Origin of the sequence: Oceanobacillus limi, assembly GCF_900111445.1 — a bacterium.
GTDB classification, from domain to species: Bacteria; Bacillota; Bacilli; order Bacillales; family Amphibacillaceae; genus Ornithinibacillus; species Ornithinibacillus limi.
Map to the genome: position 1 here is coordinate 52134 of NZ_FOHE01000009.1, position 13471 is coordinate 65604.

At 35.0% G+C, this 13471-nt stretch carries 13 protein-coding genes; 3 read left to right on the forward strand and 10 right to left on the reverse strand.

Features of this window, described 5'->3' with window-relative positions; translation table 11 throughout:
• Window positions 1–118: 118 nt before the first annotated feature.
• Together BMX40_RS10875 and BMX40_RS10880 are read right to left on the reverse strand one after the other, a co-directional pair.
• Complete coding sequence (locus tag BMX40_RS10875; RefSeq protein ID WP_090869770.1) at window positions 119–1813, reverse strand: hypothetical protein; 1695 nt, start codon at window positions 1811–1813, stop codon at window positions 119–121.
• On the reverse strand, window positions 1806–2357 hold the full coding sequence (locus BMX40_RS10880) for an RNA polymerase sigma factor (protein WP_244513492.1): 552 nt from the start codon (window positions 2355–2357) through the stop codon (window positions 1806–1808). The genes BMX40_RS10875 and BMX40_RS10880 overlap by 8 nt, the downstream gene beginning before the upstream one ends.
• A 506-nt stretch (window positions 2358–2863) precedes the next feature.
• Between BMX40_RS10880 and BMX40_RS10885 the strand changes: the two genes are divergently transcribed.
• Both BMX40_RS10885 and BMX40_RS10890 read left to right on the forward strand, forming a co-directional pair.
• Entirely contained in the window at window positions 2864–4024 is a 1161-nt protein-coding gene (locus BMX40_RS10885; protein ID WP_090869772.1) for a MalY/PatB family protein, read from the forward strand.
• A 233-nt stretch (window positions 4025–4257) separates the two neighbouring features.
• Window positions 4258–4692, forward strand: coding sequence for a prepilin peptidase (locus tag BMX40_RS10890; RefSeq protein ID WP_090869774.1), 435 nt, complete (start codon window positions 4258–4260; stop codon window positions 4690–4692).
• Between the two features lie 732 nt (window positions 4693–5424).
• On the opposite strand, the gene BMX40_RS10895 is transcribed toward BMX40_RS10890, so the two are convergent.
• The 7 genes from BMX40_RS10895 to BMX40_RS10925 all read right to left on the reverse strand — a co-directional run bounded on the left by BMX40_RS10895 (window position 5425) and on the right by BMX40_RS10925 (window position 12636).
• A complete protein-coding gene (locus BMX40_RS10895; RefSeq protein WP_090869777.1) occupies window positions 5425–5736 on the reverse strand; it encodes a hypothetical protein in 312 nt (103 codons plus the stop codon).
• 18 nt (window positions 5737–5754) lie between these two features.
• Window positions 5755–6870, reverse strand: coding sequence for a vWA domain-containing protein (locus BMX40_RS10900; RefSeq protein WP_090869779.1), 1116 nt, complete (start codon window positions 6868–6870; stop codon window positions 5755–5757).
• 6 nt (window positions 6871–6876) lie between these two features.
• Entirely contained in the window at window positions 6877–7062 is a 186-nt protein-coding gene (locus BMX40_RS10905) for a hypothetical protein (RefSeq protein ID WP_170840758.1), read from the reverse strand.
• 336 nt (window positions 7063–7398) lie between these two features.
• Window positions 7399–8871, reverse strand: a complete 1473-nt coding sequence (locus tag BMX40_RS10910; RefSeq protein WP_090869783.1) for a VWA domain-containing protein — start codon at window positions 8869–8871, stop codon at window positions 7399–7401.
• 429 nt (window positions 8872–9300) lie between these two features.
• Window positions 9301–10764 carry a VWA domain-containing protein gene (locus BMX40_RS10915; protein WP_090869785.1) on the reverse strand — a complete coding sequence of 488 codons (1464 nt, stop codon included), beginning with the start codon at window positions 10762–10764 and terminating at the stop codon, window positions 9301–9303.
• A 914-nt stretch (window positions 10765–11678) separates the two neighbouring features.
• The gene (locus tag BMX40_RS10920) at window positions 11679–12251 is read right to left on the reverse strand and encodes a superoxide dismutase family protein (protein WP_090869787.1); all 573 of its coding nucleotides are present in this window, start codon (window positions 12249–12251) and stop codon (window positions 11679–11681) included.
• A gap of 205 nt (window positions 12252–12456) precedes the next feature.
• A complete protein-coding gene (locus tag BMX40_RS10925) occupies window positions 12457–12636 on the reverse strand; it encodes a hypothetical protein (protein ID WP_090869789.1) in 180 nt (59 codons plus the stop codon).
• Window positions 12637–12755: 119 nt separating this feature from the next.
• On the opposite strand from BMX40_RS10925, the gene kapB reads away from it, so the two are divergent.
• The gene (kapB, locus tag BMX40_RS10930) at window positions 12756–13151 is read left to right on the forward strand and encodes a kinase-associated lipoprotein KapB (protein ID WP_090869791.1); all 396 of its coding nucleotides are present in this window, start codon (window positions 12756–12758) and stop codon (window positions 13149–13151) included.
• A 44-nt stretch (window positions 13152–13195) separates the two neighbouring features.
• On the opposite strand, the gene BMX40_RS10935 is transcribed toward kapB, so the two are convergent.
• On the reverse strand, window positions 13196–13459 hold the full coding sequence (locus tag BMX40_RS10935) for a phosphocarrier protein HPr (RefSeq protein ID WP_090869793.1): 264 nt from the start codon (window positions 13457–13459) through the stop codon (window positions 13196–13198).
• Window positions 13460–13471 lie beyond the last annotated feature (12 nt).

The window sequence follows — 13471 nt, forward strand, 5'->3', positions numbered from 1 at the left end:
AAAAGAGCAGCCGCATTTTTTATAGGATACATTTTTCCCGCATAAGACTGGCAGTAAAAGTCCGATTCATTCATCTAACAATTTGGAAAAAAACACTGATCCGGAAGATTCACTTTATTCACTCTGAAAATTCATAATCCGATACTTTCCAAATTCCTTCTTCCTTTTTCATTGTAATATTTCCGGCTACTTTATAATCAATATAGTACCCGGTTACAAATGAATACGTAATGCTGTCTTCTTTAGCCCGCTGGACAACGATGCGATTTGATTCATATACAATGGAATAAAAATCATTCCAATCCTTATCTAATTGATCCCGAAGTTCTTCTTCGCTTAAATCACTCAAATTACTTTCTTCTGAAAGTAAGGATCCATATACGTCGACATCTTCTTCTTCTACAACGGAAAACACATAAAGCTTCAATACATCTTCTGCACTTAACTCTTCTAGTACTGATTGATCTAGTTCAGCCTCGTATTCATTATAGAGGTTAAACGGATACTGATGAAATGCACTTCCCTCTACATTCATAATATTTTCAGAGGTTATCCCTTGAAATCTTTCGTCAAGTAAAATTCGTAAATCATCAGCCGTTATACGATAGTCTATTTTTTTCCAATCATTATCTTGATACAATTGAACCGCCTCATTCACAATACCCCAATACATGGAATCCTTGTGATTTTCGACAAATGATTGTAAATCGGCGCGTACTTCTTCTGGAATTTGCTTGTTATATCTTGTGTTTGCTCCAATATAGTTGTTTAATATTTCAGAAGCGTTTATATAGATATCTACCTGAAAACCCTCACTAATATCTTCATCGTATTCATTCATTAGATCTTCTAACTCTAATAAAAGGCTGTCCTGTTCTTCCCATGCTATTCCGAATAAATTCCCCCCATCCGTAGGTAGTTGTACCATTTTTGTTAACACTAGAAAGTAATCCTTGTATAATTCTTTAACTTCCCAAGAACTAACATGCTCTGCCATTCGTTCTTGATCTAAGCTAACATATAACCTATCTTTATCTGGATGACGATTAATCTCATATCCTTGCTCTTTGATTACACGAATAAATTCTTTAACCTCTTCTGGTCCGTTATAGGTTTCTAAAGCATCTTGTGATTTAAGAATTGTATGTTGTTCGGCTAATTCAATTTTATGCTCTGCTAACAAGCTACCCAAATACCTATCGAAAGAAAAAGAGAAATTCCGTAGTCTACTATACAAGCCATGTAAATCACTCTCAAACTGTTCAGGATTCTTTTGGTATGCTTCCAGATTATAATGATCCATTTCAGCAATAGCAGTTTTCGGGGTTATAAAAATATCATCAATCCATGTTTTACCATCATCTACCTTAAAAGACTGAGCATGAGTATCTTTAAATATTTGGATAGATTCTTGTGCTCTACTCACTTCATTTAATGCGTCAATATTCTCCATGCCTAACTCTTCTCGGAACCTTTCCTTTGCCTCTTCTAAATATGCTTCTAATTCCTCTAATTCCTCTTCATCGACTCCTTCATCTATCTCTATTTCTTCTCCCGTTTCCGCTTGATTCGTATCATTCGATTCAGCTGGTTCCGCTTGTTCGGGTTCTGTATTAATAAAAATAAGCGTCATGATGACAAACAAACCCAAGCCTGCAACAGCAGCTAACGATGGCAATGTACGTTTCCAAAGTGATTGTTTCTGTTTCATCTCTACCTTTTGGATGAGTTCCTGTTTATCCAAAAATTCTGGAATTTCTTCATAGGAATCTTTCATTCCACGCAATAATTCATCAAAGTTTTTATCATCCATGCAAATACACCTCCTGTATTCCGAACTTTTCAAACTCCTTTTTAAGAAGTCTTTTCGCTCGATGTAATCGAGTCTTTACAACAGATGGTTTTATTTTTAAGATTGCTGCAATTTCTTCATATGAAGCGTCATGAAAATAAAATAATATTAATGGAGTCCGATATTTCGGATCGAGTTCCTGCAAGCATTCATGCAACCAGATATGCTCTTCTTTTTCAAAGTAGAATCGGTATTTCTCCTCCATGTGCTGCTTCTCTTTTGCTTTTGATAGAAGCCTTTGATCACGCTTTTGTTTTCGGAAATGATCTCTAGCTGAATTAAGTGTAATACGATAAATCCAGGTTGATAGCTTCCCAGTGTTATACTGGTGTATTTTTCGGTAAACTTTAATAAAGGTTTCTTGGACAATATCTGGTATATATTCAGGTGTAATACCAAATTGAAATGCAAACCGTTCCACAACTGGCTTATATTTGTCCACTAACATCTCAAAGGCTATTTCATCTTTTTCTTTAACTAGTTGAATTAATTGACCCTCATCCACTAATTCCTCCCCCTTTTCTCCCACCAAGTACTTATGTAACGTATACAAAACCTAAAAATGTTTCATGAAATCAAAAAAACTTTAAAAAACATGTTTAATTTTATTGTAACAGGGTATAACTAATATCGTAAGACTTTCTCGTATTCCCCCTGTAAGCAAAGCGTTTAACGCTTTGCTTTTTTTTCTTTTTTAATGGGAATTTAATCCCCCTTCCTGAAAGTGCCTGGTTACCAAGACGGACCTACTCCGCTCATAAACTTAACTGTTCAATCATAACCGACATGGATTGGATCATAAAAGTAAATTTATGCTCATAAATACCACTATTCCGCTCCTATTCGACACATATTGGCTCATAAAATAAATTTTCTATCAACGGCAGCCTTACTGCCAGTTATATGCGTTTCCAGCACACCATCCTATATCCACCAAAGAGACTTAATCCTTTTTCATTACGGTGCTTGTTCGTTATAATTAAATTAATAAATATGATGGGGGTTAACGCTATGTCACTATTTGAAACGGTGCATAACCGTGAAAACACTAGATCAGTTAAATGGGATATGCTTGAAGCTGTTTTTCAATCAAAGGATGTACTACCAATGTGGGTAGCTGATATGGATTTCAAAGCACCTGTAGAAGTAAATGAAGCGATTATTGAACGAGCAAAGCATGGTATTTATGGTTATACCATTATTGATGACTTAGTGAAAGATACAGTTGTAAATTGGGTTCAGAAGCATCATGATTGGAAGATCAATACAGAATGGCTTTCATTTAGTCCAGGAGTAGTTACAAGCTTACACATGGCCGTTCAAGCTCTTACAGAACCAAATGACAAAATCTTAATTCAAACACCAGTATACACCCCTTTTTACAGTGTGATAGAAAACCATAATCGTCAGGTGGTCAAAAATCCATTAGTTCGGAATGGTAATTATTATCAGATTGATTTTGAAGATTTTGAACGTAAGCTACAACAAGGTGTGAAAGCATTTATCTTATGCTCTCCGCATAATCCCGTTGGAAGAGTTTGGAAGGAAGAAGAATTAGTAGAAATGGCTCGACTTTGTTTAAAGCACGATGTCTTGATCTTTTCCGACGAAATACATGCCGATCTTACTTATCCTAATAAGCGTCATATACCTATTGCCTCTTTATCAGAGGATATTGCCAATCAAACGATTACTTGTATGTCACCGTCAAAAACATTTAATCTTGCTGGATTACAAGCTTCTTATATCATCACAACGGATAAAGAGAAACGCAAAAATATAAATGACCACCTTGGGAAACAAGGGCATCATATGCTAAATACAATGGCTACTACTGCTCTAGAAGCTGCTTATGACCATGGTGAACAATGGCTTTTTGAATTGAGAAACGTTCTCTTAGAAAACCGTAACTATGTTTCCGAACAATTAAGTAAACATACCCAACTTAACGTCATCGATTCGGAAGGAACCTATCTCCTTTGGATTGACTGTAATGCACTAGGTTTAGATGATAAGAAATTAAAAAGATTCATGATTGAAGAAGCTAAAGTAGGTTTAAATGCAGGCGTTGAATATGGTAAGGAAGGTTCTGGATTTATGCGCATGAATATTGCTTGTCCAAGGCCATTAATAGAAGAAGGTGTGAAACGGATTATTGATGCAATAAAATGACGCTAGATGAATGCTGCTAAGCCCAATAATATGTGGATTCATTTGGGCTTAGAACACCCTGCTATTTGACAGGCAATACATCCCCTCTATAGGGGTTTTAGAAAAATATCTTACCTTTCTGTGGATAGAAACATTACTTTACACTTTACGATTATTAATAAATAGAATAATGGAAGTTATAATGGTATAATTCTGAATAGTAAGACCAAATCTGTTAAAGGCTGTGATGACTTTTGACTTCCTTATTAATTATTATACCGATTTCCATTATTCTATTAATCTCTACATACACAGACCTAAAAAGTAGACTGATTTATAATTGGATTACATTTCCGGGAATGGCGTATTTTCTTATCTATCATTTACTCATCAACTTTAACGATATATTCACGTATTTACTGGGATTTCTAATTGTTGGTGGAATATGTTTCTTCATTGCTGTTGTTTCTAATTCTTTGGGTGGTGGTGATATTAAATTATTCGCATTACTTGGTTTAGCTTTCGGCTGGATTACTGGACTCTACATTTTATTCTATAGTTATCTATTTGCAGTAATCATTGCTCTACCACTACTGCTATTGAAAAAAATATTTCCAAAAAAGTTCACCGTAAAAGAAATGCCCATGGCACCTTTTATTACGGTGGGGACATTTCTTACATACTTTTAATTTTACTAGGAATAGCTATGAAAGGTCTGTTTCATTCTGAATGGCAAGATGCTATGCGATTCCTCGGTTATCGATCCAGTACCTCTCTATTCATTTATACTGCCAAAAACAAACTCGATGGAGACTGAACCTTTCTCCTTATTCCTTTTCTTACGTTCCATATTCACATCCAACCTAACACATGACTTTTTTAGAACATTCTTATTAAATTCCGCATCTATTTCCTCAATTTACTCTCTGTATTTTTTAACCTCACATGTTTCTGCACCATCACTGACAATATAAACTAGATTCGTATGGTCTTCACCTGGAAAGTTTGCAAAATCACGTTTCGCTTCTTTCAGGCTAAAAGGAATTGGTGTCCAACTTTTGGTTCAAAGCTATCAATTACTTGATTTAAAACTGTTGAATCTACAGTTTGAATATCATAACTAAATCTGAAATCTCACAGGATTGTTCTTTGCTTATTCCTGACCTGTGACCTCCATGTCCGTAAACCTTAAGTCCTACATCTGATTGTTCTGGAAAATTGGAAGTAAACTGACGAATAGAACATTCGCAATATCCATCATGGATTCTCCATTGATTGTATTTGACAAGCTTACACATTTTTATGGTCTTTAAATTAAATTTAGTTTCTTTAATATCTGCATTACCAAAGTATCAAGCTAATGAATTCAAGAGTTGGTATGGATCTGTATAATCTCCCACAAATTATTATAAAGATTACGACTATTCTACTGCTGGTTTGTTATCTTTATTACTTTGAAAAGCATCTATAAGTAATAGGATGGCAGTTAAAATATGCATAATCATTCCAAGGATAGGTATCCAACCTAAACAAGAAGTAACGATCCCAGTAATACTCCCGTGAATTTTTTTCTTATCTTGAATCGAAAAAATTAATGTAACTATATGTAAAACAAGCATGAAAATTAATGGGGTCCATGCTAAGCCAAGAATTAATGATCCTCCTAGTACGGGGATCCCCCAAAAAGCTTCCAAACCCCCTGTTATCCACTTAAATATGGTTGAAGTTCCCATTCTATTTTCCTCCTCTAGTTATTGATTTATTTCTTCTAGATCTTTTTGAATCTCTTGTATATTTTTTTGATAATTATTATTAATGTCTTTGATTAAATCAGAATAAGCTTCTTCTCCAATTTCTGTATAATTGTAGGTCCGTTTCGTCCGCTGAATAGCAAAGTAGCTATGCGATTCCTCGGTGATATATCCAGTACTTCTTAAATCATTAATAATGCCAAACACATTTCTTCTTTCACGTTGATTTACTTCTTTCCATTCATTATAAAAATCATCTGCAGCATTGCTTTGACTCGATTTGTGAAGTTCTATATCTTCTTTTGCCAACTGCTTCCATTGCTCCCATTGATGAATCATCTCTTCTGCACGGTCAAAAACTGCTTGCAAATCCTCTTCATTTACTGCAGAGGTATATTCACCTTGTCCCATTTCTGCTATTTCAAGTAATTTTTGTTGAGCGTCATCATCTACATTAAAGCCAATTACATTGATGAGAGGCTGAATTTCCGTATTCATTAATGATTTAGTAACAGAAACTGGATCGCCATCACATGTTTCAATCCCATCACTTACTACATAGATGATATTTGCATTGTTCTCCGCAGGAAAATTTTTGAAATCCTCACTAGCTCTTTGTAAGCTTCGCGCTTTAGGTGTCCAACCAGAAGGTTCATAGGGATCTAGAGCATCCTTAAATTCGTCTTTTTCAAATGGTTGTATATCATATACAAGCTCTGAACTAGAACAGGAAATTTCCTTATCTTTTTCCTTGCTACTTCCTTTATGTCCATATACACGTAAACCAACATTAGCAGAAGAAGGTAAATCAGCAGTGAATTCCAAAATAGAGTCTTTCGCAATATCTATCATTTTTCTATTGTTTATTTCATTACTCATACTACCACTTACATCCAGTAAAATAAGAACGTTAATCTGTTCTTGCATCCGATTTGTCCTATCATCTTCTAGTGCTGGATGATCAAATGGTTCTAATTCCTTTTCTTCAAAAATCCCTCTTGGATCTGGGTATTCCTCAGCTACTAAAGAGTAATATACTTTCCACCAGTCATCTAAATATGCTTCCTCGACATCTTCTTCTATCGGTGGAAGATGAGACTTAATAACCTCTTCCATCTCTTCCTAATCTTGTGCATAATCCTTACCAGCAAGCATTCCTTTTGGATATTCCATAATCTCTTCTATGTTTGATGGTGGTTCCATAGCGGTTTCTCTCATTTCCGTAAATTCTTCATAAACATCATCAGAGGAGCATGAAGAAACGATTAGTAATAGCAATAACAAATAAATATATACTGTACTTTTCATAATTGATTTCAAGTTATCGCATCCCCTGCTTTGAAGATTTAGATTTATCCCGCATATAACTGGCAGTAAGACCCCACTTAAGTAAAATTAAAGAGGTTAAGCGGGGGGTTAACTGCCAGTAATTGTTCGATTGGTTCATCTAACAATCCGTGTAGGATGAAGAAAACCCCACTGAATGAAAATCACTTTATCATAAATTAATTGTATACCCTGGTTCCCAGTTAATTAGGGAGATAAATTAGATTTGAATTCCTTCAGAACATTTTCAATATCATCCGTTAAATTTCCAATCACCCTTCACGCTTTTCGTACCCCTAAATACAAGTTGTTAAGAACTTAGTTTTCATCTACATTTTCACCTACATTTTCATCAAATTCCTGATTGATTTCCTCCATGATTTCTGAATAATTATTTTCTATTTCCTCTAACAAATATTCTTCTGATTCTTTTCCAAGCCCCCTTATAACATCCCAAAACTCTGATCTTTTGCTATCTAAACTTCGGAAATGTCCTCCTAAATATTCTTTATCTAAATCCAATAAAACACGGTTCATTATTGCATTTTCATCTCGATGATAATTGTTCCAATTTACTCTGAATTTACCAGCATCAAGTCTTTCAGCAATTCTTTGGTTTGTAGCTTCTCTTTTCGAATTAATTTTCCATGAGCGCCATTGTTTTAATAGTTCATTTGCTTGCTCAAAGGCTTCATTTAGTTGCTCTTCATTTCCAGCATCTGTATACAGTCCACCACCTGCTTCGGCAATTTCTCGCAAATGACTTTGACCATCCATATCGACATTAAATCCAATCACATTAATAATGGGTTGGATATCTGATTCCGTTAATTCTTCTGCTACACGTACAGGATCTCCACCGCAAGTCTCTGCCCCATCACTGACAACATAAACTAGATTCGTATTTTCATCGCCTGGAAATGCCTCAAAATCTTTTTTGGCTTCTTCTAAACTAAGGGCGATTGGCGTCCAGCCGGTTGGTTCAAATGGATCAATGATTTGACTGAATCTTGATGACTCTAACGGCTGTATATCGTACACTAATTCCGTCAATTCACAGGACTCTTCCTTTGTTTTCCCTGTCCGTTTTCCTTCATGTCCGTAAACCCGTAAGCCAACATTTGCTTCTTCTGGCAAAGTAGAAGTAAACTCTCGAATAGAATTTTTGGCGATGTCCATCATTGTACTTCCATCCATCATATTGGCCATGCTACCACTAACATCCAAAATGATGAGAACATTCATTTGATCTTTAAATTGAAAACGCTCATCCTCCATTTCAGGATGTCCGAACTGATTAAATTTAATGGAAGTAAGGATTTGATTAGGGTCCGGGTAACTCTCCGCAAATAAAAAACGATATGCTTTAAACCAATCATTGAGATAGGCTTCATCTGCATCTTCTGGAATAGGCGGGAGGGTTTCTTCAACGAATTCCACCATTTCATCAGTGGACATAATTGGTTCTTCCCCTTGTAACCTACCATTCCCCGCTAGCGGTCCAGTAGGATATTCTACAACCTCCTCCGCACTTGACGGCAGATCTGGTGCAGTTTCTATTAAATTAGCTAATGGGTCTTCAACAGGTTCTTCTTCAAGTTGTTCATCATTCAAGTGGGAATCATTACTATTTTCGTCATCTTTAACCTTCTCCATAACACTACTTTCATCATTCACTTCCTTGAGGTCTTCATTCTCAGGCAATTCATCATGTTCAATAAAGCTGCATCCAGACAAAGTAAAAATAATAATTATCCCTATTATTAAGGTAACTATCATTCCATGCTTCATTACTCAAACACTCCTAAAGTCATCTATTCCTTTGTGATAGCATAATAGTCTAACAAACATTAAGACATTACATTATGCTCATAAAACCTAATTAGATAACGATTAGATCAATATCCTCAATTAATTTATTGTAATCCTTTTTCACAGTTTCTAATAACTGGATATAAGACTCTTAATGATTTCTTCGCAAAATTTAAAACGCTCATTATTTTTTTACAAAAATACTCATAGACTCGAATAGATGTGTAACCATTTTTATTTGATTCGTTGTCAACAGAGGGATAATTAACTTATACAATAGCTTTAACTATATAATATATCATCCATTAAACACATATAATTGGTACACCAACTCATTAATAATGCCACACTCGTAATACCATCACCTTTCACGCTTTTCATAACCTCTAAATACAGGTTCTTAAGAAATTAGTTATCATCTACATTTTCATCAAATTCCTGATTGATTTCCTCCATGATTTCTGAATAATTATTTTCTATTTCCTCTAACAAGTATTCTTCTGATTCTTTTCCTAGGCCTTTTATAAGGTGCCATAGATCACTTCTTTTGTTATTCAAGTTATGGAAGTGTCCTCCTAGATATTTTTGATCTAACTCCAATAAAACTCGATGCATTATTATATCTTCATCACGAAGATAATTGTTCCAATTTACTCTGAATTTACCAGCATCAAGATTTTGAGCAATTCTTTGGTTTGTAGCTTCTCTTTTCGAATTAATTTTCCATGAGCGCCATTGTTTTAATAGTTCATTTGCTTGTTCAAACGCTTCATTAAGTTGATCCTCATTTCCAGCATCCGTATACAGTCCACCACCTGCTTCGGCAATTTCTCGCAAATGACTTTGACCATCCATATCGACATTAAATCCAATCACATTAATAATGGGTTGGATATCCGATTCCGTTAATTCTTCTGCTACACGTACAGGATCTCCACCGCAAGTCTCTGCCCCATCACTGACAACATAAACTAGATTTGTATTTTCAGCTCCTGGAAATGCCTCAAAATCTTTTTTGGCTTCTTCTAAACTAAGGGCGATTGGCGTCCAGCCGGTTGGTTCAAATGGATCAATGATTTGACTGAATCTTGAGGACTCTAACGGCTGTATATCGTACACTAATTCCGTCAATTCACAGGACTCTTCCTTTGTTTTCTCTGTCCGTTTTCCTTCATGTCCGTAAACCCGTAAGCCAACATTTGCTTCTTCTGGCAAAGTAGAAGTAAACTCTCGAATAGAATTTTTGGCGATGTCCATCATTGTACTTCCATCCATCATATTGGCCATGCTACCACTAACATCCAAAATGATGAGAACATTCATTTGATCTTTAAATTGAAAGCGCTCATCCTCCATTTCTGGATGTCCGTACTGATTAAATTTAATGGAAGTAAGGATTTGATTAGGATCTGGGTAACTCTCCGCAAATAAAAAACGATATGCTTTAAACCAATCATTGAGATAGGCTTCATCTGCATCTTCTGGAATGGGTGGGAGGGTCTCTTCAACGAATTCCACCATTTCATCAGTGGACATAATAGGTTCTTGCCCATTATGTCTTCCATTCCCCGCTAGTGGTCCGGTAGGATATTCTACAACTTCCTCAACATTTGTCGGCAGCTCTGGCGCAGTCTCTAGCAAATTAGCTAATAGGTCTTCAACTGGTTCCTCCTCAAATTCCTCTTCATTCAAGTAGGAATCATTACTATTTTCGTCATCTATAACCTTCTCTACAACACTACTTTCATCATCATTTACTTCCTTGAGGTCTTCATTCTCAGGTAATTCATCATGTTCAAAAAAGCTGCATCCAGACAAAGTAAAAATAATAATTATCCATGTCATTAAGGTAACTATCATTCCATGCTTCATTACTCAAACACTCCTAAAGTCATCTATTCCTTTTTGATAGTATAATAATATAACAAACTTAAGACATTACATTATCTTTAGCTGATCCGTAAATTACTTGTTGAGGCAATAAAGTTGAGGCAATAAAATTGAATACCCAGAACCTAATACTTGAAAATAATAAAAGAGGAGATAGGCAAAAGGCTCAAAATCATCGTACCATTTTCAACTATTATACATTTAACCTTGACTACTTATTTAGACCTTTATTCCCTAGTATTACTTTCAAATTCCTCATCAATTAATAACTGGATATAAGTTCCACCGCTGTTACCAGAACAAGAGTAATGCATTCACGTATTAGAATTGTTTGTATATTCAATCCTACATTCTTAATCTTTGAAAGTTAAATATTTAAATATATTATATTCGAAGACAATGAAAGGTTTTCAAAGCGGTTCCTATAGTACATTAATCAGTATTAATAGTACTAAATTTACATTAAAAAGATAAGTGATTAACCAAAAAATGGTAATTAATACCCAAGTAATATATTTTAATATAATTTCAAAGGATAACTGATTTAAAAGATAATTTCACGAACAATCTTTAAAATATAATTTAAAATGTTCGTTACTTTGAATTTTATATTATGTTTATTTGTTGGGTATTGTCGAATTAAGTAGTAATAGCATATTCATTTTCTGAATTCGTCCAGACATAGGATGATACCACTGAGAAATATATAGTATTTTTAACCCATTTGAATTAGTGGCTTTTCCACTGTAATTAAAATGTAAATTCCTCGCAGCCAACATGTAATGTAACAAGTCCGATTCAATTGTCCAATTACTTGTTCTGCACTTGAAATGATATCTAATCAATAGGTTATATGGTATAAAAAAACACGAGAATTTCTCGTGTTTTCAACTTCTTTATTCCTCTTGCTCCTCATTTAGTTCTGTTGGATCTGTAGGAGACTCTGTAGATTCATTTTGATTTCCAGATTTTATCTCCCCACAAATAATACGAGCTCCTGAATCACCACTAGGCTGGCTAACTCCATCATCCTGCCCTTCAGTTATAATTAGAGAAGTTCCTTCACCGGTTAAAATCGAATTCTTACCGTCTGTCAATGTTGCACCCGCCAGCATTAATTCCGCATCTACAAGACCACCTTCATCCGCCTCTACATTAGGCAGATCTCCTAGGTGTGCTCCTTCTGGATGCATTAAACCATGTTCATTGCCCTCAGGATCGAAATGGTTTCCTGCTGTCTTAAAATCAGGTGCATCACATTTTGGAAATTCATGCACATGTGCGCCATGATAACCTGGTTCTAGTCCCTCTAATTTAATTGTCACTTGAACTCCATCTGGTTGTTCTAATAATTTTGCTGTACCAACCATATCTCCATCCGTGTTATACATATCAATTGTTTTAGATGAAACTTCATCACTTTGACAGGATGCCAATAGAAACAAAAGGACGACTAATACATACCGCATGTTGATTACCCCTTTATCATAACTTCTGCCATTAGTATTCCTAAAAAAGTGAAGAGTAAACACGTAAAGTACAAATGCACAGCAACAAAGGTATGAAAATCACGCTCCTTTTACCAATTCAACCTTCTTACTAGCTCTTTAGATTCCCATTTCATCAGGAATAAAAAAAGAAGGCATCTCAAGTAGTATGCCCTCCATTTTGTTCCTATTCTTTATACTCATTTTTCAATTGTTTATACTCTTCTTCAAATCTGTTTTCTTCTTTTTTAGACTTCTTCGTTATCATATACATTGCAACCCCTGCAGCAGCAACAAAGACAATTAACGTAATGATTGCAGGAATGTATTCAGATTTATCTTCTGGAAAATATAAAAATTCCATCATTTGAACCACGTCCTTCTGCACCATAGTATAACAAATTGAGATGATTATAAATAGTAAAACCAATTGTTCGCTAATTTGTAATATATTTGGCAAAATAGAATGAAAGGAGTTGAATCATATTGGCAGATTTTTCAATTGGAGATTATGTACGTGCTACGTATAAATCTGGTGTTTACATTGGAGAGATTATGGAAGACCGAGGAGAAAATTTTCTAATCAAAGTACTGGCTGTTGAAAAGCACCCAATGCAAGGAGACTTACACCATCCAAAACAAGTAGAAGGAGTATTCTTTCATCAGCGAAAAGCACTTGCGAAAAACGAAAAAGCAAATGTATTAAAGAGTGCCGTATTTTCATTTGAAGCTGATGTACCACCATACAGAGAATCACTTCTCCAAGCAATAGATAAGCTCAAAGAACAGCTTCAGTCAAAAGAAACAGCTTTCAATAAAAAAGCACTAACTGTACTTGAAGCACTTGAAAATAATGATTACAAAAAAAGCTTTTACCAATAATGAAGGCTAGAGTATCAACCATACTCTAGCCTATCACAAAACCATTATTCACCCAAGTTTTCTTTAATTACTTCTGCTACACCAGCAATTGCTTCCTCTTCATCATTACCATTAGCAGAAACTTTAATTTCAGCACCCTTAGGAATACCTAAAGACATTACTCCCATAATGGATTTCAGATTAACTGTTTTATCATTATAAGAAAGCTCTACATCTGACTGAAATTGCCCTGCTTTATTTACTAGTAGTGTTGCTGGACGAGCATGTACGCCAGTGTCTGCAGTAATTGTAAATGTTTTTTCTTTCATGTTAATTCATCC